At 65.5% G+C, this 20,400-nt stretch carries 15 protein-coding genes, 1 tRNA gene and 1 pseudogene; 15 read left to right on the top strand and 2 right to left on the bottom strand.

Going from position 1 to position 20,400, the window contains the following annotated elements; all coding sequences use genetic code 11:
* The first annotated feature begins 198 nt into the window (after window positions 1-198).
* The 8 genes from AQ610_RS22405 (at window position 199) to AQ610_RS22445 (ending at window position 10,763) form a co-directional block, all read left to right on the top strand.
* Window positions 199-966 (top strand): YdcF family protein, encoded by a 768-nt coding sequence (locus AQ610_RS22405; protein ID WP_006028670.1) that lies wholly within the window; start codon window positions 199-201, stop codon window positions 964-966.
* Between the two features lie 479 nt (window positions 967-1,445).
* The gene (gene fdnG, locus AQ610_RS22415; protein WP_082262298.1) at window positions 1,446-4,517 is read left to right on the top strand and encodes a formate dehydrogenase-N subunit alpha; all 3,072 of its coding nucleotides are present in this window, start codon (window positions 1,446-1,448) and stop codon (window positions 4,515-4,517) included.
* Window positions 4,518-4,527: 10 nt separating this feature from the next.
* Entirely contained in the window at window positions 4,528-5,442 is a 915-nt protein-coding gene (fdxH, locus tag AQ610_RS22420) for a formate dehydrogenase subunit beta (protein ID WP_006028673.1), read from the top strand.
* Window positions 5,439-6,065 carry a formate dehydrogenase subunit gamma gene (locus AQ610_RS22425; RefSeq protein ID WP_006028674.1) on the top strand — a complete coding sequence of 209 codons (627 nt, stop codon included), beginning with the start codon at window positions 5,439-5,441 and terminating at the stop codon, window positions 6,063-6,065. The genes fdxH and AQ610_RS22425 overlap by 4 nt, the downstream gene beginning before the upstream one ends.
* A 182-nt stretch (window positions 6,066-6,247) precedes the next feature.
* Window positions 6,248-7,207: a formate dehydrogenase accessory protein FdhE gene (gene fdhE, locus AQ610_RS22430; protein WP_006028675.1), complete on the top strand. Its 960-nt coding sequence runs from the start codon at window positions 6,248-6,250 to the stop codon at window positions 7,205-7,207.
* Entirely contained in the window at window positions 7,204-8,646 is a 1,443-nt protein-coding gene (selA, locus tag AQ610_RS22435) for an L-seryl-tRNA(Sec) selenium transferase (RefSeq protein WP_006028676.1), read from the top strand. The genes fdhE and selA overlap by 4 nt, the downstream gene beginning before the upstream one ends.
* On the top strand, window positions 8,643-10,568 hold the full coding sequence (gene selB / locus AQ610_RS22440) for a selenocysteine-specific translation elongation factor (RefSeq protein WP_015602516.1): 1,926 nt from the start codon (window positions 8,643-8,645) through the stop codon (window positions 10,566-10,568). Before selA ends, selB begins: the two co-directional genes overlap by 4 nt.
* A 99-nt stretch (window positions 10,569-10,667) precedes the next feature.
* Window positions 10,668-10,763: transfer RNA gene (locus tag AQ610_RS22445), tRNA-Sec, on the top strand.
* A 78-nt stretch (window positions 10,764-10,841) separates the two neighbouring features.
* On the opposite strand, the gene AQ610_RS22450 is transcribed toward AQ610_RS22445, so the two are convergent.
* Window positions 10,842-11,558, bottom strand: coding sequence for a tyrosine-type recombinase/integrase (locus AQ610_RS22450; RefSeq protein ID WP_006028678.1), 717 nt, complete (start codon window positions 11,556-11,558; stop codon window positions 10,842-10,844).
* Window positions 11,559-11,806: 248 nt separating this feature from the next.
* Here AQ610_RS22450 and AQ610_RS22455 point away from each other — a divergent pair, with 248 nt between their 5' ends.
* The 7 genes from AQ610_RS22455 (at window position 11,807) to AQ610_RS22485 (ending at window position 19,952) form a co-directional block, all read left to right on the top strand.
* The gene (locus tag AQ610_RS22455) at window positions 11,807-14,113 is read left to right on the top strand and encodes a dermonecrotic toxin domain-containing protein (protein WP_231749055.1); all 2,307 of its coding nucleotides are present in this window, start codon (window positions 11,807-11,809) and stop codon (window positions 14,111-14,113) included.
* Window positions 14,089-14,811 (top strand): flagellar biosynthetic protein FliR, encoded by a 723-nt coding sequence (locus AQ610_RS22460; protein WP_009916373.1) that lies wholly within the window; start codon window positions 14,089-14,091, stop codon window positions 14,809-14,811. The genes AQ610_RS22455 and AQ610_RS22460 overlap by 25 nt, the downstream gene beginning before the upstream one ends.
* Complete coding sequence (locus tag AQ610_RS22465; RefSeq protein ID WP_009916372.1) at window positions 14,808-15,560, top strand: EscU/YscU/HrcU family type III secretion system export apparatus switch protein; 753 nt, start codon at window positions 14,808-14,810, stop codon at window positions 15,558-15,560. Before AQ610_RS22460 ends, AQ610_RS22465 begins: the two co-directional genes overlap by 4 nt.
* Window positions 15,561-15,566: 6 nt before the next feature.
* Window positions 15,567-17,660, top strand: coding sequence for a flagellar biosynthesis protein FlhA (locus AQ610_RS22470; protein WP_006028682.1), 2,094 nt, complete (start codon window positions 15,567-15,569; stop codon window positions 17,658-17,660).
* On the top strand, window positions 17,657-19,006 hold the full coding sequence (locus tag AQ610_RS22475; protein ID WP_006028683.1) for a FliI/YscN family ATPase: 1,350 nt from the start codon (window positions 17,657-17,659) through the stop codon (window positions 19,004-19,006). The genes AQ610_RS22470 and AQ610_RS22475 overlap by 4 nt, the downstream gene beginning before the upstream one ends.
* A 28-nt stretch (window positions 19,007-19,034) precedes the next feature.
* Window positions 19,035-19,493, top strand: coding sequence for a hypothetical protein (locus AQ610_RS22480; protein ID WP_006028684.1), 459 nt, complete (start codon window positions 19,035-19,037; stop codon window positions 19,491-19,493).
* Window positions 19,494-19,652: 159 nt separating this feature from the next.
* Entirely contained in the window at window positions 19,653-19,952 is a 300-nt protein-coding gene (locus AQ610_RS22485; RefSeq protein WP_009916371.1) for a hypothetical protein, read from the top strand.
* Window positions 19,953-20,087: 135 nt separating this feature from the next.
* Here AQ610_RS22485 and AQ610_RS34535 read toward each other — a convergent pair.
* Window positions 20,088-20,384: pseudogene (locus AQ610_RS34535) on the bottom strand (hypothetical protein); the annotation flags it as partial.
* Between the last annotated feature and the right edge of the window lie 16 nt (window positions 20,385-20,400).

Raw genomic sequence — 20,400 nt, forward strand, 5'->3', positions numbered from 1 at the left:
CGGCGCCTTCGCCCCCGCACGCCGCGCAAACGCGCTGGCCGCGATGCCGATGCCCGTGCATAATCTCGGGTCTGATGATCGAGTGACCGCCGCCATGCCCCGATTTTCGCGCCCGACGCCGCCGGCAACCCGGACCGCCGCGCCATACCGTTCGCGCCCGCGCCCGCGCGCCATCGCGTGCGCGCCGGAGGCCGCCGCATGACGCTCGCGCTGCTGACCGCCGTCGTTCTCGTCGCCGCGCTGCTGCGGCTCGCGAAGCGCCGCCGCGCGAGCCGGGCACTGTTCGTCGCGGCCATCGCCGCGTTCTTCGCGATCGGCTGCGGCCCCGTGCCCGCGTGGCTGCTGCGCGGATTGCAGGCGCCGTACGCGGCGCGGCCGGCGATCGAGTGGGGCGCGCGCAACGCGATCGTGATGCTCGGCCTCGGCACCGAGAAGATCGCGGCGACGGGGGCGGTCGAGCCCGGCACGTTCTCCTATTCGCGGGTCGTCGAGGCGGCGAGCCTCTACCGCGACTGCCGCCGCGCGCGCGCGAACGCCGACTGCAAGCTCATCGTGAGCGGCGGCGACGCGCGTCGCAACGGCGTGCCGGAGGCGGCCGTCTATCGCGACGCGCTGATCGGCCTCGGCATCGACGCGGCCGACGTGCTGTCCGAGCCGCGCAGCATGAACACGTGGCAGAACGCGCAATTCACGCGCGCCGTGCTGGACGGCTATCGCGCGGACCGCGTGCTGCTTGTCACGTCGGGCATCCACTTGCGGCGCAGCGTGCTGTATTTCTCGCATTTCGGCGTCGCCGCGACTCCCGTGCGCGCCGAGTATCTGCAAGCGGTGACGTTCCCGCTGCCGCTCGCGCACAACTTCTCGGTCGCCGATCTCGCGCTGCACGAATATCTCGGCATCGCGCGCTACCGGCTCTACGACGCGCTCGGCTGGAACCAGGCGAGGACGCGGCCCGGCGACGCGTGACGACGACGCGCCGCCCGCGGTCGCTGCGCGTCGCTCCCTCAATATTTCGTGCCGGATGCCGTAAACGCGCGAGAGCGCCACGCGGCAAGGGTGGTCGTCGCGTTCGCCGGGCGCCGTCGCCGGCAACCCGGCGAGATCCCGCGACGACGATCTTCCGGCACGCGGCGCGCGGGGCGACGGGTGACGGGGGACGAACCGTCGATCGGCTCGGCGCTGTGCTGGTGCGCGAGCGCCTCGCCCGACACGCCGCGTTTTCGCGCGATCTGATAACCTTGCGCGCTGTAAGAAATGGTTTTCCCTTATTGGTGACGGTTCCGCTATCCGATTCTCTCGCGTTGTCATATAAAGGAAAGACGATAGGCAGCACGGCCCGTCGCCGCCGCGCACGGAGCGGCCGCGCAATCCGCAACCACGCATTCGTTACCCCAGCCACGCAAAATCCAATCCTTCCCCTTCAATACAACCCGCCCGAGACCACCATGCTCCAACTGTCCCGGCGCCAGTTCCTGAAGCTGTCCGCGACGACGCTCGCCGGATCGAGCCTAGCCCTGATGGGCTTCTCGCCGGCCGAAGCGCTCGCCGAGGTCCGCCAATACAAGCTGGCGCGCACTGTCGAAACCCGCAACACCTGTCCATATTGCTCGGTCGGTTGCGGAATCCTGATGTACGGCCTCGGCGACGGCGCGAAGAACGCCACGTCGAGCATCATCCACATCGAGGGCGACCCCGACCACCCGGTCAACCGCGGCACGCTGTGCCCGAAGGGCGCGAGCCTCATCGACTTCATCCATAGCCCGAGCCGCCTCACGCAGCCCGAGTACCGCGCGGCCGGCTCCGACAAGTGGCAGCCGATCTCGTGGAGCGACGCGCTCGACCGGATCGCGAAGCTGATGAAGGCGGACCGCGACGCGAACTTCGTCGAGACGACGGACGACGGCATGAAGGTCAACCGCTGGCTCACGACGGGCATGCTGGCCGCGTCGGCGGGCAGCAACGAGGTCGGCTATCTGACGCACAAGACCGTGCGCAGCATGGGGATGCTCGCGTTCGACAACCAGGCTCGTGTCTGACATGGCCCGACGGTGGCAGGTCTTGCCCCGACGTTTGGCCGTGGCGCGATGACGAACCATTGGGTCGACATCAAGAACGCGGACGTTATTCTCGTGATGGGCGGCAATGCCGCCGAGGCACACCCGTGCGGTTTCAAGTGGGTCACCGAAGCGAAGGCGCATCGCAACGCGCGCCTCGTCGTCGTCGATCCGCGCTTCACGCGCACCGCATCGGTCGCGGACTATTACGCGCCGATTCGCACCGGCACGGACATCGCATTCCTCGGCGGGGTGATCAACTACCTGCTGACGAACGACAAGATTCAGCACGAGTACGTCAGGCACTACACGGATTTCTCGTTCATCGTTCGCGAGGACTTCGCGTTCGACGACGGCATCTATTCCGGCTACGACGCGGACAAGCATGCGTACCCGGACAAGTCGACATGGGACTACGAGCGCGGCGACGACGGCTTCGTGAAGGTCGACGACACGCTTGCGCACCCGCGCTGCGTATACAACCTGCTCAAGCAGCACTACGCGCGCTACACGCCGGAGATGGTCGAGAAGATCTGCGGCACGCCGAAGGACAAGTTCCTGAAGGTGTGCGAGATGCTCGCGACGACGGCCGTGCCCGGCCGCGCCGGCACGGTGCTGTACGCGCTCGGGTGGACGCACCACTCGGTCGGCGCGCAGATGATCCGCACGGGCGCGATGGTGCAGCTCCTGCTCGGCAACATCGGCATCGCGGGCGGCGGGATGAACGCGCTGCGCGGGCACTCGAACATCCAGGGGCTCACCGACCTCGGGCTGATGTCGAACCTGCTGCCGGGCTACATGACGCTGCCGATGCAGGCCGAGCAGGATTTCGACGCCTACATCCAGAAGCGCGCGCAGCAGCCGCTGCGGCCGAACCAACTGAGCTACTGGAAGAACTACCGCGCGTTCCACGTGAGCTTCATGAAGGCGTGGTGGGGCGACGCGGCCAGCGCCGCGAACAACTGGGGCTACGACTACCTGCCGAAGCTCGACAAGCCGTATGACCTGCTGCAGACGATCGAGCTGATGCACGCGGGCAAGATGAACGGCTACATCTGCCAGGGCTTCAATCCGCTTGCGGCGTCGCCGTCCAAGCGCAAGACGTCCGAGGCGCTCGCGAAGCTGAAGTGGCTCGTGATCATGGACCCGCTTGCGACCGAGACGTCCGAGTTCTGGAAGAGTCACGGCGAGTTCAACGACGTCGATTCGTCGAAGATCCAGACCGAGGTGTTCCGGCTGCCGACGTCGTGCTTCGCGGAGGAGCGCGGCTCGCTCGTCAATTCCGGCCGCGTGCTGCAGTGGCACTGGCAGGGCGCGGAGCCGCCCGGCCAGGCGAAGAGCGACCTCGAGATCATGTCGGGGCTCTTCCTGCGGATGCGCGACATGTACCGGAAGGACGGCGGCAAGTATCCCGACCCGATCGTCAATCTGAGCTGGCCGTACGCAAACCCGGAAAGCCCGACGCCCGAAGAGCTCGCGATGGAGTTCAACGGCCGCGCGCTCGCCGATCTGCCGGACCCGAAGGACCCGGCGAAGACGCTCGTGAAGAAGGGCGAGCAACTCGCCGGCTTCGCGCAACTGAAGGACGACGGCACGACCGCGAGCGGCTGCTGGATCTTCTGCGGCGCGTGGACGCAAGCGGGCAACCAGATGGCGCGCCGCGACAACGCGGACCCGACCGGCATCGGCCAGACGCTGAACTGGGCGTGGGCGTGGCCGGCGAACCGGCGGATCCTGTACAACCGCGCGTCGTGCGACGTGAGCGGCAAGCCGTTCGACCCGACCCGCAAGCTGATCGGCTGGAACGGCAGCGCGTGGACAGGCGCGGACATTCCGGACTACAAGGCCGACGAGCCGCCCGAAAACGGCATGGGGCCGTTCATCATGAATCCGGAAGGCGTCGCCCGCTTCTTCGCGCGCGCCGGCATGAACGAAGGCCCGTTCCCCGAGCACTACGAGCCGTTCGAGACGCCGCTCGCCGCGAACCCGCTGCATCCGGACAATCCGCGGGCGCTGAACAATCCGGCTGCCCGCGTGTTCCCGGACGATCGCGCGGCGTTCGGCAAGGTCGACCAGTTCCCGCACGTCGCGACGACCTATCGTCTGACCGAGCACTTCCACTACTGGACGAAGCATGCGCGGCTGAACGCGATCATCCAGCCCGAGCAGTTCGTCGAGATCGGCGAGGAACTCGCGAAGGAGGTCGGCGTCGCGCACGGCGACCGCGTGAAGGTGTCGTCGAACCGCGGGCACATCGTCGCGGTCGCGCTCGTCACGAAGCGGATCAAGCCGCTCACGGTCGACGGCCGGAAGGTGCAGACGGTCGGCATTCCGTTGCATTGGGGCTTCAAGGGGTTGACGAAGCCCGGCTATCTCGCGAACACCCTGACTCCGTCCGTCGGCGACGGCAACTCGCAGACACCGGAATTCAAGTCGTTCCTGGTGAAAGTGGAAAAGGCGTAAGGGGAAAGAGATGGCATTGCAATCGCTCGACATCAAGCGCGTCTCGGCCACCACGACGCCAGCGCCCACCGCGCGCGAGCCGGCGACGGGCAGCGTCGCGAAGCTGATCGACGTATCGAAGTGCATCGGCTGCAAGGCGTGCCAGACGGCCTGCATGGAGTGGAACGACCTGCGCGACGAAGTCGGCACGAACGTCGGCGTCTACGACAACCCGGCCGACCTGACCGAGCACTCGTGGACGGTGATGCGTTTCGCCGAATACGAGAACCCGGCGGGCGACCTCGAGTGGCTGATCCGCAAGGACGGCTGCATGCACTGCGAGGACCCGGGCTGCCTGAAGGCGTGCCCTTCGCCGGGCGCGATCGTGCAGTACAACAACGGGATCGTCGATTTCCACGAGGAGAACTGCATCGGCTGCGGCTACTGCGTGACCGGCTGCCCGTTCAACATCCCGCGGATCTCGAAGCAGGACAACCGCGCGTACAAGTGCACGCTGTGCTCGGACCGCGTCGCGGTCGGCCAGGAGCCCGCGTGCGTGAAGACCTGCCCGACGGGCGCGATCGTGTTCGGCACGAAGGAGGACATGAAGCGGCACGCGGCCGAGCGCGTCGCCGATCTGAAGGGGCGCGGCTTCGAGAACGCGGGGCTGTACGATCCGCAGGGCGTCGGCGGCACGCACGTGATGTACGTGCTGCATCACGCGGACAAGCCGTCGCTGTATCACGGCCTGCCCGACAATCCGTCGATTAGCCCGATGGTGAAGCTGTGGAAGGGGATCGCGAAGCCGCTCGCGGTGGCGGGCATCGCGCTGTCCGCGCTCGTCGGCTTCTTCCATTACACGCGCGTCGGCCCGAACGAAGTGACGGACGACGAGGAAGCCGCCGCCCGCGACGAAGCGCGCCGCATCAAGGAGGACGCGAAATGAAGCATGACGACCCGAACCTGATCGTCCGCTACACGGCGAACGAGCGCTCGAACCACTGGATCACCGCGATCTCGTTCGTGCTGCTCGCGCTGTCCGGGCTCGCGCTGTTCCATCCGTCGATGTTCTGGATGACGGCGCTGTTCGGCGGCGGGCAGTGGACGCGGCTCCTGCATCCGTTCGTCGGCCTCGTGATGTTCGCGTCGTTCGCGGTGATGGTCGCGCGCTACTGGCATCACAACCTGCTCGACGCGGGCGATCGCCAGTGGCTGCGGCAGATGGACGACGTGCTCGCGAACCGCGAGGACAAGCTGCCGGAAGTCGGCCGCTATAACGCGGGACAGAAGCTGCTATTCTTCGTGATGGTGGCGTGTCTGCTGTTGCTGCTCGTCTCCGGGATCGTGATCTGGCGGCGCTATTTCTCGTTCTACTTTCCGATCGGCGTGATTCGCGCGGCGGCCGTCGTCCATGCGACGGCGGCGTTCGCGCTGATCGTCGGCATCGTCGTGCATGTTTACGCGGCGCTGTGGGTGAAGGGCTCGATCGGCGCGATGGTGCGCGGCACCGTGACCGTCGGCTGGGCCAGAAAGCACCATTCGAAGTGGTTTCGCGAGAGCGTGAAGTAACGTCGCATCGCACGAAGCCGGCGCGGCGCGCGGACTCGGTCGGTTCGAGCGCTGCCCGCCGCCCGCCGCTTGTCCGCCCGTCCGCCCGTCCGCCGAGTCGCCCATGCGGGCGGCGGGCGAGCGGACGGCGGACGGAACCCAAAGCGCCGACGATTCGGCGCTTGTTTTTTTAGGGCACTCACGTGACTGACCCAACCCAACGCATTCTCGAACCGGGCGAAATCGCATCGCTCGACCATTCGGCCATTCCGCGCGTGCGGATGCCCGAGCGCGGCGCCGTGTTCGCCGCGCGCGCCGCGCGGCTGCGCAAGCTCGCGGACCTGAACCCGATCGCGGGCTATCTGCGGCTGATGGCGGCCGCCGCCGACGCGCAGCACGAATTGCTGCAGACGTTCGAGCCGAACGCGCCCGCGAAGGCGGCGATCGAGCAGGCGCAGCGCCATTCGATGCCGCTCGCGCCGGCGCTCGGCGGCGCGCGCGATCCGCGCTGGCGCGACGTGCTGCAAAGCCTGCTCGACCGCGTCGAGCGCGCGGGCCTCGTGAATCCGCCGCTCGCGAAACTGATCGACGGGCTGCGGCTGCGCGAGCCCGCCGCGCTCGACGCGCAGGCCGACGCGCTTCTCGCGCAGCGCTTCGCCGAGATCGAGCCGGCGTCGGCGCCGTTCCTGATGGCCGCGCTGCAGGTGGTGTGGACCGCGCTCGCGAGCCGCATCGCGCCCGCCGACGTCCCGTATCTCGAACAGCCCGGCCTGTGCCCGGTGTGCGGCGCGCAGCCGGTCGCGAGCATCGTGCGCGTCGGCGGCCAGCATCAGGGCTACCGCTTCCTCCAGTGTGGGCTGTGCTCGACCGAGTGGCACATGGTCCGCACGAAGTGCTCGCACTGCGATTCGACGAAGGGGATCGCGTATCACGGAATCGAAGGCGGCAGCGAAGCGATCAAGGCCGAATCGTGCGACGAGTGCCATACGTACCGGAAGATCGGCTATCAGGAGAAGGACTACGACGTCGAGCCGCTCGCGGACGATCTCGCGAGCCTCACGCTCGATCTGCTGATGGGCGAGGCGGGCTACCGGCGCGCGTCGCCGAATCCGCTGCTGTGGCCCGACTTGCCGGCCGACGCGGCAGGGGACGAGCGGACGTGAGCGGGACGGGCGCGAACGAAGTCAACGTGCTGCTCGCGCGCGTGCCGTCGGTCGAGCGCGTGCTGTCGTCGGGCGAGATGAAGCCGCTCGTCGACGAATACGGCCGCACGCGCGCGCTCGCCGCGGTGCGCGCATCGCTCGACGCGTGGCGCGACGCCGCGCGCCGCGATCCGGCCGCGGCCGGGGTGCTCGACGATGCGCGGATCGCCGCCGACGTGCGCGCGCGGCTCGCCGCCGGCGCGGCGGGCGCGATGCGCGCGGTGTTCAACCTGACAGGCACCGTGCTGCACACGAATCTCGGCCGTGCGCTGCTGCCGGACGAAGCGGTGCGCGCGGTCGTGCAGGCGCTCACGCAGCCGATGAATCTCGAATTCGATCTCGCGACGGGCCGCCGCGGCGACCGCGACGATCTGATCGACGCGCTCGTCTGCGAGCTGACGGGCGCGGAGGCGGCGACCGTCGTCAACAACAATGCGGCCGCCGTGCTGCTCGCGCTGTCCGCGCTCGCGCCGAAGAAGGAAGTGATCGTGTCGCGCGGCGAGCTCGTCGAGATCGGCGGCGCGTTTCGCATTCCCGACATCATGAGCCGCGCGGGCGCGAAGCTGCGCGAGGTCGGCACGACGAACCGCACGCATCTGAGCGACTATGCGCAAGCGATCGGGCCGCGCACCGCGCTCCTGATGAAAGTGCATTGCAGCAATTACGCGATCAGCGGCTTCACGAAGGAAGTGACGCTGCAGGAGCTCGCGCCGCTCGCGCGCGAGCATGGGGTGCCCGTCGCCGTCGATCTCGGCAGCGGCACGCTCGTCGACCTGACGCGCTGGGGCTTGCCGAAGGAGACGACGGTGCGCGAGACCGTCGAAGCGGGCGCGGATCTCGTCACGTTCAGCGGCGACAAGCTGCTCGGCGGCCCGCAGGCGGGCCTCGTCGTCGGGCGGCGCGACCTGATCGCGAAGATCAAGCAGCATCCGCTCAAGCGCGCGCTGCGCGTCGGCAAGCTGACGCTCGCCGCGCTCGAGCCGGTGCTGCGCCTGTACCAGGCGCCCGAATTCCTGCGCGAGCGGTTGACGACGTTGCGGCTGCTTACGCGCGCGCAGGCGGACATCGCGGCGACGGCCGGGCGCGTTCGGCCGGCGCTGCAACGCGCGATCGGCGCGGCGTTCGCGGTCGACGTCGAGCCGATGTTCAGCCAGATCGGCAGCGGCGCGCTGCCCGTCGATCAGTTGCCGAGCTGCGGCCTCGTCGTGCGCGCGAGCGACGGCAAGCGCAGCGGCCGCGCGCTCGCGCAGCTCGAGAAGCGCCTGCGCGGCTGGCCGCGCCCGGTGCTCGGCCGCATCGCCGACGACGCGCTGCGGCTCGATCTGCGCTGCCTCGAAGCGGACGACGAAGCGGCATTCGTCGCGCAATGCGCGCAAGCGCCGACGGATACGCGCGCATGATCGTCGGAACCGCGGGCCACATCGATCACGGCAAGACGACGCTCGTGCGCGCGCTGACGGGCGTCGACACCGATCGGCTGAAGGAAGAGAAGGCGCGCGGGATCTCGATCGAGCTCGGCTACGCGTACACGCCGCTGCCGAACGGCGACGTGCTCGGCTTCGTCGACGTGCCCGGCCACGAGAAGCTCGTCCATACGATGGCGGCGGGCGCGTGCGGGATCGATTTCGCGCTCGTCGTGATCGCCGCCGACGACGGCGTGATGCCGCAGACGCGCGAGCATCTCGCGATTCTGCAACTGCTCGGGCTCGCGCACGGCGCGGTCGCGCTGACGAAATGCGATCGCGTCGACGCGGCGCGCATCGCGCAGGTGTGCGACGAGATCCGCGCATGGCTCGCGACGTCGCCGCTCGCCGATGCGCCGGTTTTCGAGACGCGCGCGACCGAGCCGGACGATGCGGGCGTCGCCGCATTGAACGCGCATCTGCGCGACACAGCGCTCGCGTGGCGTGCGCGGCGCGACGACGGCTTGTTTCGGCTCGCGGTCGATCGCGTGTTCACGCTCGCGGGGCAAGGCACCGTCGTGACGGGCACCGCGTTCGCGGGGCGCGTGCGCACGGGCGATACGCTCGCCGTCGCGCGCACGGGCGAACCGGTGCGGGTGCGCGGCGTCCATGCGCAGAACCGCGCGACCGACGTCGGCCATGCTGGCGAGCGCTGCGCGCTGAATCTCGCGGGCATCGACAAGGCGGCGCTCGCGCGCGGCGACGCGATCGTCGATCCGCGGCTCGCGACGCTTTCGCCGCGCATCGACGTCGAGCTGACGCTGACGGCGGACGCCGACGTGACGATCTCGCATTGGACGCCGCTGCACGTGCATCTCGGCACGCTGCACAGGGTTGCGCACGTTGCGCTGCTCGAGGGCGATACGCTCGGGGCCGGCCAGCGCGCGCGCGCGCAATTGAATTTCACGGAGCCGGTGTTCGCGGTGCCGGGCGACCGCTTCATCGTGCGCAACGCGCAGGCGACGCGCACGGTGGGCGGCGGGCGCGTGCTCGATCCGTTCGGCCCCGCGCGCAAGCGGCGCACGAGCGCGCGGCGCGCATGGCTCGACGCGCTCGCGCTCTGGCTCGACGAAGGCCGCCTCGATGCGCTGCTCGACGAAGCGCCGCTCGGCATCACGCGCGCGACGCTGATGCACCTGACGGGCTTGCCGGCGGATGCATGGGCGTTGCCGGCCGATGCAGTGAACGTCGCCGCGCCGGGCAGGCATGCGGACGAAGCGCGCGTTGTCGCGCGCGGGCATTGGGACGCGTTGCGCGCACGCGTGCTCGACGCGCTCGCGACGTTTCATCAGCGCTCGCCGGACGAGCAGGGGCCGGATGTCGCGCGGCTGCGCCGGATCGCGGCGCCGCTCGCGGACGACGCGTTGTGGCGTGCGTTGACCGATGCGCTGATCGCCGAAGGCGCGATCGTGCGCAGCGGCCCGTGGCTGCATCTGCCGTCGCACGCGGTGAGCTTCGATGCGCGCGAGGAGGCGTTGGCCGGGCGCTTGCTGCCGCTCGTCGCGGCGGGCCGCTACGATCCGCCGTGGGTGCGCGATCATGCGGCGGCGGTGGGCGCGGCGGAGGACGCGGCGCGCGCGCTGCTGCGCAAGCTCGCGCGGCGCGGCGACGTGCATCAGGTCGTGCGGGACCTGTTCTATCACCGCGACGTGATTGCGGAACTTGCGCAATTGATCGCGCGACTCGCGAGCGAGCACGGCGGCGCGCTCGATGCGGCGACGTTTCGCGACGCGACGGGACTCGGCCGCAAGCGCGCGATTCAAATTCTCGAGTTCTTCGATCGCGTTGGGTATACTCGCTTCCACCGCGATCTTCACTGGTTGCGCGCCGATAGCCGGTTGCTGATCGGTTCGCAGTAGTCCGGGTTCGGGCTCGTGTAGTTCGCTACGGTTCTCTACGGTTCTTGACGGGGCGGCATGCTTTTTATATCGGCTCCCGCTTCCGTTCCCGTTCTCGCAGGAAGGCATTCGTATCCGGTGGTGCGGCTGGGCTTCAAACCCAGTTGGTGCGGTCAGCCCGCGCCAGGTCGGTTCGACTCCGGCTGCCTTCCGCCATGAGGCTTTGCGGCTAATTGCGCAATCTGAATTCGAAGCAATTCAGTTCCGCAAATGTCATTCTTTTCCGCAATTCCGTTATTTCGTCGGCTTCACCTTGTCGCCGCGGCGATTGCGAACATAGTGCTCCGTCATGGCGACCGAAGTGTGCCCGAGCTGCCTTTGTGCTTGGCGAATATCGCCCGTGCTGTCCGTCTTGTCGGTGCCAGCCTTCGCCCGCAGATCTCGAAATTGGAATTCGTTGTCGCGCACGTCGGCTTTTCTTCTGGCGTCGCGGAAGCGTCGTTGAAGAGTATCGAGCGTCATTCGTTCACCTTTCTCGTTGACGACTAGCGCGGTGCTGACAATCTTGTATCCGGCTTTGCGGGCGCGAATGCGATTGATCACGGCCATAAGCGCGCCCGTCACCTCCATTCTGAGCTTCTTGCCGGTCTTGCCCTGATCGATGTGCAGGAAGTTGTCACGGATATCGCGCTCGTCATGCGGCAAGGTATCCTGCGGTTGCTGGCCCGTCAGGTAGGCGAGGTCCATTGCGTCGCGCGTCGGCTGGTCCGCATGATCGTAGACTTTTCGGAACAGGTCATCTTCCACGTACACATCGCGCCCAGACTCGCTGTATTTCTTGATTCCCAAGCAGGGATTCGCCGCCTTTGTCATTCCGATTTCGCGTGCGAAGTTGAACATGTGGCTCAAGACTTCAATGTCCCGATTCGCGCGTACACGGCCGGCGTTGGGAGGCACAGGACGCTTCTTCGATTCGTACCACTCGACCGCCTTCTTGTGGCGCCAGTGCATGTACTGCTTGAGGGATCACCATTTTGGCTGTCTGGGCGTAGTCGATTCTCCCGATCTTGTGCGCATACTTGATTGCCGCTCGCAGGTACGAAATTCGTGAAAAGGCGCCCTGAATTGCGCAAGCGACGACAAAAAGCGCTTTGGTTTCGCTGTGGAAATGAGACTGGTCAGATATTTGTGCCGTATGGAAATTGATAGGCTGGGCGAAGCAGTTTGCCCTCTATCTTTTTTTCCTATGCGGAATGGATATGAAAATTACGCCGTCTATTTCAAGCCGCTCGTTTCATCATGAGCGAGAGCAGCGGAATTCACTAAGCGAGCGCAAGGTTGGCGGCGCAGTGACCAATGTTCCGAAATACGAACCGGAGCAGTCGGGTACTGAAGCGTCGTCCGGCTCGACGGAGCTCGACAACCGGAAGCGCAGTGTCAGCACGGTGGATGCAATCAAACCTCGGCAGGCGCCGTCGGCGCAAAGGTCCGAGGAGCAAGACGCGAAGGCAGCCAGCTTGGCGGATTTCCAGGATTTCGTGAAGCGGGAAGCCAAGCGGCTCGTCAAGGAGAAGTTTGCCGGGCAGAGCCTCGACCCCGACCAGGTTTATGTCAACCGGCGCGATCCGGTGACGGGCCGCGTGACGGTTTCGCGGACGTTAACAGAGGAATTGCTGCATGCAATCCGAGACGGAACGCCGACCTACGACCTGAGCAATGCCGGATTGTTTCGTTCGCCGAACTGGAACGATGCGGACAGGATTGCCCGGCAAAGCTCGCGCGGACCGTCGAACGCCCTCATCGATATCGAGGACTATGTGACGCCTCGGTTGCTGAACGATCCGACTCGCGGATCGCTCGAGACGCGCTATCAAGCGCATGTCCGCGCTCGGACCGAGCAGCGGCTGTATCCGAAGGCGACCGAGCGGGACCTCGGGCCGTTGCGTCAATATGAAGCTCAGCGAAACAGCGACGGGGCGGCGGTCGATCGTCTGATGGCCGACGTCGCGCCCGAGGCCCACGTGCGCCAGCGAATTCGGCAATACATGGAGCAGCAGGGCGGAACGCCGGTGGATCCGGACCGCGTCAGGATTCGTGTGGAGAGCCGTGCCAACGGCCGCACGACGTCGACCGAACTGTCGTTGACGGAGGCGGTTCTTCTGGGGCCTTACGCGAACGGGACGACCTTCACGCTGGGCACGCCGTCGGAGCCCGCGGCCGATAATACGACCGCGTTGACGCCGGCATTTCTGAAGCGGATGTTGGGCGAACTCGACGTGCGGCCCGGCTATATCGAGACGCTGAGACAGCGATACAACACGGCGAGCGCGCAAAGCGCGCTGAATGACGCGCTGGCCAGCCGGACGCAGCACGCGGCTTATAGCGCCAAGCTGAAGGGCGAAATCACGTCGGCTGATTACGAGCTGATTCAGCGCGTTCAAAACGGGGGCGGCGAAGCGAATTCGGGCAAACGGGTCGAACTGGGCGGGGTAACGATGTTCGGCGGGGACCAGTTGAGGGACATCCAGGTCTATCGGGAAACCGATTCGCGCACGCAATCCGAGCGCTATGTGATGTATGCGCCGGGTGCGCCGGACAACGAGTTCTACGCGGCCAACACGCCATATCAATTGAGCCAAATGATTGCCGGATGGGCGGCCACAGAGGCGGGGCGTCGGTATTTGACCGACCAGTTGGACCCAAGCAATCGTCAGAAGGGCGAGAAGTTCTTCCGGCAGATCGCCCAAATGCCGTCCGAATGGAAGGGCGGTTTGGGCGAGGGCGCGTCAGTGAGCTGGAAGTCGTTCGGCGACGGGGGGTACCGGGCGCAACTGGGCGCGGTGGCGGCGGAAAAGGGCCGGGCGAGCGTGGCGGAGGCGGAGAGCGTGTTGTTGCCTCCGTGGTATGCCGGGGCGACGCCTAAAGAGCGCACGCAGTTCAATTCTCTCGATGCGGCGGCGCGATCGGCGCTGCAGGCTTATCAGGGATTGCGGCAGCCGGAGCCCTTCCATGAGTTTGCACAACGGGAAGTCGGCAAGTGGCTGAATGAGCGGTTGCGCGAGCAGGAAGTCAAGGAGAACATCGATCCCAATACGGTCAGGGTGGATCTGGACGGCACGGGGCAGAAGGTCATGACGCTGACCGATCTCGTGACCTTTGGCTACCGCGACCATCGAGGCGATATTGCGAAGACGATGCGATTCAGCTCTACGATCGGGCAGGATCTGTCCGGCCTCGAATCCGACGCGATGCGCGGCTATATCGCCACCAAGCCGCGAAACGCCTATCTCGGTGAACGATATATCAACAAAGTGACGGTGGACTTCCTGTCGGAAGGGCCGGCGCTGGACGAGCGGCGAGCGCTGTATCAAAGCAGCGCGCAATCGTCGATGGCGCGGGATGCGCTGGTGTCAAAGCTGAAGAATGAAATCACCGAGACGCAATATCGGACGGTACAGGCCGAGATCAACCGCCTGTCGGATCCCGATTCCGCTACCGTCGACGATCGGCGAGAGAAGAGCGGGCGCCGCGTGGCTACGGATTGCTGCTCGCGATTCCGCCGTTGATGAAGGCGGGGCACGCGTGGACGATGCGCTTGCCGATCGCGCTTGCGCTCGCGTTGCCGTCGCTTCCGTTCGCCTATCACATGATGCCGAGTGCGCTGCCGGCCGGTCAGATCGCATTCGTGGCCGCCAGGGAGTTCGCGCTGGGCGTTCTGACCGGCATGTTTTTCCTGCCGCTCTTCTCGGTGCCGCGGGCGGTCGGAACGTTCGTCGATCAGCAAGCGGGCCTGATGTCGGTGCAATTGTTCGACCCGACCTCTACCGAACGATCCGCGACGGTTTTCGCCGACGTGTTCGAGCAAAGCGCGCTCTTCATGTTCGTCGCGTCCGGAGGATTCGGCGCGCTTGGTGAACTGTATGCAATGTCGCAACGCTTTTGGCCGGTGACGGAAATGAATGCGCCGCCGATCGCTGATGTGACCGACATCGCAAGGCAGGGCTTCAACGCGATGGTGGATACGGCGATTCGTCATGCAGGGCCGTTCGTTGCGACGTTGATTCTGGTCGAATACGGAATCGGCCTGATCGGGCGCGCCGCGCCGCAATTGAACATTCTGACGACGTCGGTCGCGATCAAGCTGGTTTTCGCGTTGGTTTTGATCGCGATCGTCGGTCCGGGGTTTATCGATGCGTTCGTCGACGCGCTTCATGAAGCGCAGGCATTCGCCGCGCAGTTTCTTCGTCGGGTGGAAGGGGCATGAGCGAGAAGACCGAGCAGCCGACCGAAAGCCGGCTGCGCCGGGAGAGGCGGGCGGGGCGAATTTCCAAGTCCCGCGATCTGACTCAGGCCGTCGCTGGCGCAGCGTGGCCGCTTGCGTTTGCGTTGTCGTTCGACTTCGTGTTCGGAGCGGCGGTGCGAGTGCTGCACGGCTTGTTCGAGCTGATCGGCGAAGGAGGGCCACCCGATTCCGCGCGAATGGATTTCGCGATGAGCAGGGTGATCGTGCCGACTATCGCATTGAGCGTCGGTGTGGCTGCGGCGGGAGCGGCAATCTCGATTGCGCTCGAACTGATGCAGACGAAAGGCCTGCTGAGCATGAAGCCTGTGACGCCGAACTTCGGCAAGCTGAATCCGATCAATCAGCTCAAGAGCATTTTTTCTCTGCGCACGCTCGTCGAACTGGCGAAGAATCTCGTCAAGGTCGCGGCGGTCGGGGCGTGCACGCTCGTGGTGATTCGCGTCGCGCTGCCGGATCTTGCCGTCGTCGCAACTGTCGATTTACCGTCGGCCCTGAATTTGACGACGAGCCTGCTGTTCAGGATCGCGACGGCGTCGATCGCCGTGCTCGTCGCGCTCGCGGTGATCGACGTGGGCTATCAGCGGTACGAATACATCAAGGGTTTGAAGATGACGAAGGACGAAGTAAAGCGGGACTACAAGCAGCAGGAGGGCGACCCGCTCGTCAAGGGAGAAAGGCGGCGGCAACACGCCGAACTGGCCGATCGATGACACGGCATGGGCAAAACGACGGGAGCGAAGACGATGGCGGACGAACAATACGGACGGCGGCTGCAACGCGCGCTCGGGCGGCACGTGGACAGCATTCCGATCGTCTCGGTGTTAGGCGTGCTCTGCCTGATTATTTTTCCGCTGCCGATTCCGATCCTGGATGTCGCGCTTGCGCTGAACCTCACGGCATCGGTGCTGATCCTCGCATTGAGCGTGTACATTCCGCATGCGCTGCATCTATCGACATTTCCGACGCTGCTGCTCGTAGCGACGCTGTTTCGCCTCGGATTGAACATTGCAACGACGCGTCAGATCCTGCTGAACGGCTACGCGGGCGACATCATCACGACGTTCGGTAAGCTGGTCGTCGGCGGAGACGTCGTCGTGGGCTGCGTGGTCTTCATCATCATCGCGATCATCCAGTTCGTCGTCGTTGCGAAAGGCGCGGATCGCGTTGCTGAAGTGGGCGCGCGCTTTTCGCTCGATGCGTTGCCCGGCAAGCAAATGGCGATCGACGCGGATTTGCGCGCGGGCATGATTAGCAAGGCCGATGCGTTGGAGCGCCGGCGACAGCTCGAGCAGACGAGCCAGTTTTACGGCGCGATGGACGGCGCAAGCAAATTCGTCAAAGGGGATGCGATTGCCGGTTTGCTGATCGCAATCGTCAACGTGGTGGGTGGAATCGTGATCGGCACGGCTGTCAATGGTCATGCGCTTGCGGACACCGCCCGCCTGTATACGGTGTTGACGGTCGGTGACGGCCTGGTGTCGCAGATTCCGTCGCTCCTGATTTCGTTTGCCTCGGGCATCCTGATTACGCGCGTCGCGTCGATCGACAGCGCGACCGCAGTCGGCGCGGATATCGGCACGCAGATCGCGAGCCAGCCGCGAGCGATTTTCGCGGCGGCGATCGTGGCGGCCGGCTTCGCGCTCGTTCCCGGCTTCCCGGCGATGGCGTTTCTTGGTCTGGCCGCTGCGCTTGCGCTGCTGGCTGCGTTGATTCCGCGGCTGAACGTCATGAGAGGCGGCAGTGCGTCGGCTCGCCAGCATTGGGCGCGTCGGGACGGCGGCGCGAACGCGGTCGTCGACGGCGATCTCGGTGTGTCGGTGCCGTTGCGTGTGCGACTCGGCCCCGATCTCTTCCATCGGCTGAGGCCGCTCGAGCTCGATCGTCTGCTGCTTGCGCTGAGGGAGCGCTTCAGGGAAAGCGGCGTGCCTTATCCCGGGCTGGCACTTTCGGCCGATCCTGCGCTGCCGGCATACGGCTATGCCGTGGATGTCGACGAGGTTCCCATCGCGGCCGATCAACTGGAACTCGCATCGGATGACGTCGAGCGCGCGCGGCGGATGCCGCTTGACGTTCTGGCCGGACGGCATCGCGAGGACGACGAGAAGCCCGTTGCGCCCGAGGCGGCGCTCGTCGAGCGGATCGGCGAGGCGATTTGCTCGAGGCCGTGGCGTTTCCTCGGCATTCAGGAAGCGAGCTATCTACAGGATGCGCTATCCCGGCATTATCCGCAGCTCGTCAATCTGCTCGCCGAGCGGATTCATCTATTCGTCTTTCGTGACGTGCTCGTCGAGCTGCTCAGATCCGGCATTGCGATTCGCAACACGCGCGCGATTGCAGAGGGGTTGACGAAGGGCTGTGCGCAACCAAACGACATCGATGGCCTCGTTTCGTCGGCGCGGCAAGCTTTGTCGAGCCAGATCTCGAATCAGTGGGGCGGTGCGGAGCACTGCATTCCGATCGTCGTGCTGGCTCCCGATTTGGAAGCGATATTGAGGCAAAAGTTGATCGTCACCGGGCAAGGAAAGTTTCTCGATCTGCAGGTCGACGAACAACATCTGTTTGTCCAACGGGTGGTCGACGGGATGAAGGAAGCCTGGCGTGAGCAGCGCGGTGCAGTGCTCGTGACCGGTCAGGATCTGCGCCGCTCGGTCGAGATGTTGGTGGCTGGCGGAGGAGGACGTATGACGGTGCTTGCGGTCGAGGAGATTTCGGACGAAATCGAGTATCGGGTGCTGCATACGATTTGCGTCACCGAGTTCGAGCAGCCCGGAGCTTGCATGAGCGGCAGCGTCGAAGGATTCCGCGAATGAGCGACGCCGGGCACGAATCGCTTGGCGCGTCGTTCGAGCGGCGCCTGGATCGTGCGCTGCGGGGCCGGCGATTCGGCAGGCTCGTTGAAGTGACGGGGGCGCAAGTCAAGGTAGCGGGCGTCGATCTGCGCGTCGGTCAGCTATGCGAGCTGTCGCATTTCGGAAGTGATGAGCGTGTACTGGGCGAGGTCGTCGGACTGACGCGCGAAACCGCGCTAGTCACGCTGCTGGGCGATGTGGCGGGACTCGGTACTTCGACGCTCGTGCGACCGTGCGTGGACAGCCATCGCGTCTGCGTCGGCACAGGTTTGCTCGGACGCGTGCTGGACGGGTTGGGGCGGCCGCTCGACGGCGGTCCGGCACTCGATGGCATGGCCGCGCGTCCGAGTGCGGCGGCGCCTCCTCCGCCGTTGACCCGGCCCTTGATTCGGGCGATTCTGCAGACCGGCATCCGGGCGATCGACGGATTTCTGACGATGGGGCGCGGGCAGCGCATTGGCATATTCGCTCCGGCGGGCGCCGGGAAAAGCACGTTGCTTGGCATGATGGCGCGCAATATGGCTTCCGGGACCGTGTGTGTCGTTGCGCTGATCGGGGAACGGGGGCGCGAGGTGCGCGAGTTCCTGGATGAGATTCTCTCGGTGACGCAGCGGCAAAGCACTGTCGTCGTCGCAGCGACGTCGGATCGGCCGTCGATGGAGCGCATCAAGGCCGCATATACTGCAACGACGATTGCAGAATATTTTCGCGACGAAGGGTACGACGTGCTGCTGCTGTGCGATTCCGTGACGCGTTTCGCGCGCGCGATGCGCGAAACCGGGCTGGCGGCCGGGGAGCCCGCGGTACGGCGCGGCTATCCGCCGTCCGTATTTGCCGCGCTGCCTGGCCTTGTCGAGCGGGCGGGCCCGGCGAAAAACGGAAACATTACGGCGTTGTACACGGTGCTATTGGAAGACGCCGAGATAACAGACCCGATCGGAGAAGAGATTCGCTCGCTGCTGGACGGACATATCGTGCTGTCTCCGAAGCTGGCGAGTGCCGGACATTATCCGGCGATCGACATACGAAGCAGCATCAGCCGTGTGATGCCGCAACTGGTCGACTTCACGACGGCAAGGGCGGCGGCCCGATGTCGCGAATGGATCGCGCGCTACGACGATGCCGAATTGCTGCTGCAAATCGGCGAATATCGCGACGGAGGCGACCCGGTATTGGATAGTGCAATTGCGGCGCATGGCGATCTGGCCGACTTTCTCAAGCAAGGCACGCGGGAATCCGTACCGATCGAGGAAACCACGATGCGTTTGCGCGACATTGCACAGCAGTACGCGGGAGCGGGCGATTGAACCCGATCGACCATTCGAGGAGGCGCGCGTGAGCGAGAAATCGAAAGTGCTGCTTTTGATGAGCCGGGTGACCGGAATGCGAAGCGAGCGGACGAGGGATGAACTCGCGGGAACGCTACGCGCGCTTCGCGCGATCGACGGCAAGATTGCTGTGTTGCGGCAGCGGCTCGGCAAGCTCGTCGCGATGCAGCGAAACTGGATGCGCGCCGTGCCCGAAAATGCGGGCAGGCTGGCCGGCACGTCCGACGAGATGCGCATGCCGCTGAAGTGGATCGAGCAGCAGATCTTCGAGACGTTGGACGCAGAGCGCGAGCTCGAGCGGGGAAAAGCGGCATTGATCGAGGCGCGCAATGCCCAGAAGCGCGCGATGCTCAAGCACGACGAATTGGGAAACGTTTACCGGATGAGGCGCGCCGCTCTCGGGAAATGGCGGGAGGCGGCAGCCGAAGAGGACCACGAAGATGCCATTGCACGGCGCGGCTGCTAAGGCGCGCTGCTGCGCGGCCCGAGCATCGCGCATGCCGAGTCGCCGGTCGGGCGATTCGTGAAATCGATCCCGTTTCGGGACCTTTGTACGTACAATTTTCTAGCTTCAGTGAGGCAGATGATGGAAATTTTGTTTCGAAAGCATGGATGGCGCCCGGCGATGGGCGTACTGTCGTCGTGTCTGGCATTGACTGCGTGCACCGGCGTGTCCGAGGCCGCGCGTGGCGGCCTCTCTCCGGACGGCGCACAAGAGACTCGCGCGCAATGCCGAGCGGACGCCTTGCCGGACGACGCGCTGCAAGGGAAAACCGAAGCCGAAGCGGCAGCGCTGCTGTCGGGTTGTACCTGGCGAATCGGGGAAAGGGATGGAAAGGCGCTGCCCGGAACGATGGACTATCAGGCGCAGCGGCGGACCTTGGGAATCGAGAAGGGCAAGGTCATCTGGGTAAGGCGCGGTTGAATTCCATTCGACGGCGTCGCGTTGCTCAAGGCCCTGGGTTCGATCTGGCCTTCCGTCGCGGCGCCTGCCCGGGCTACGTCCCATTTCTGCCGGAAGATCGCGCCGGCGATTACCCGTTGGCAATCCGCTCACCTTCTACGCCTTACACAAAGCCTTGCGAGCCATCCACAGGTTGTCCGGCGCAAACAACGTGGTGATCTGGGCGACGTTCTTCATTAAGCTCCGGTAGCGCGTCTTCATATAGCAGAACTGGCGCTTCAGGACGCGAAACGGATGCCCGACCCTGGCACGGATGCTGCCTTTCTGCGTCTGCTGCATTTCCGGGTCTCGCGTACCGGACGCATTCTTTGCCGAGCTGGGTGCGGAAATCAATGTCGCGTCTGCCGCCGAGCCAACTTTCGGAATCAGACCATTCTCGCGTGCGCGTGCGTTTCGCTCACAGGTTCAA

Origin of the sequence: Burkholderia humptydooensis (assembly GCF_001513745.1) — a bacterium.
Classification (GTDB): domain Bacteria; phylum Pseudomonadota; class Gammaproteobacteria; order Burkholderiales; family Burkholderiaceae; genus Burkholderia; species Burkholderia humptydooensis.

Excerpts from the sequence above, each read along its gene's own strand:
- AQ610_RS22405 (WP_006028670.1), top strand. The coding sequence starts at position 199 with ATGACGCTCGCGCTGCTGACCGCCGTCGTTCTCGTCGCCGCGCTGCTG.
- fdxH (WP_006028673.1), top strand. The coding sequence starts at position 4,528 with ATGGCATTGCAATCGCTCGACATCAAGCGCGTCTCGGCCACCACGACG.
- AQ610_RS22425 (WP_006028674.1), top strand. The coding sequence starts at position 5,439 with ATGAAGCATGACGACCCGAACCTGATCGTCCGCTACACGGCGAACGAG.
- selB (WP_015602516.1), top strand. The coding sequence starts at position 8,643 with ATGATCGTCGGAACCGCGGGCCACATCGATCACGGCAAGACGACGCTC.
- AQ610_RS22450 (WP_006028678.1), bottom strand. The coding sequence starts at position 11,558 with ATGCACTGGCGCCACAAGAAGGCGGTCGAGTGGTACGAATCGAAGAAG.
- AQ610_RS22455 (WP_231749055.1), top strand. The coding sequence starts at position 11,807 with ATGAAAATTACGCCGTCTATTTCAAGCCGCTCGTTTCATCATGAGCGA.
- AQ610_RS22465 (WP_009916372.1), top strand. The coding sequence starts at position 14,808 with ATGAGCGAGAAGACCGAGCAGCCGACCGAAAGCCGGCTGCGCCGGGAG.
- AQ610_RS22470 (WP_006028682.1), top strand. The coding sequence starts at position 15,567 with ATGGGCAAAACGACGGGAGCGAAGACGATGGCGGACGAACAATACGGA.
- AQ610_RS22475 (WP_006028683.1), top strand. The coding sequence starts at position 17,657 with ATGAGCGACGCCGGGCACGAATCGCTTGGCGCGTCGTTCGAGCGGCGC.
- AQ610_RS22485 (WP_009916371.1), top strand. The coding sequence starts at position 19,653 with ATGGGCGTACTGTCGTCGTGTCTGGCATTGACTGCGTGCACCGGCGTG.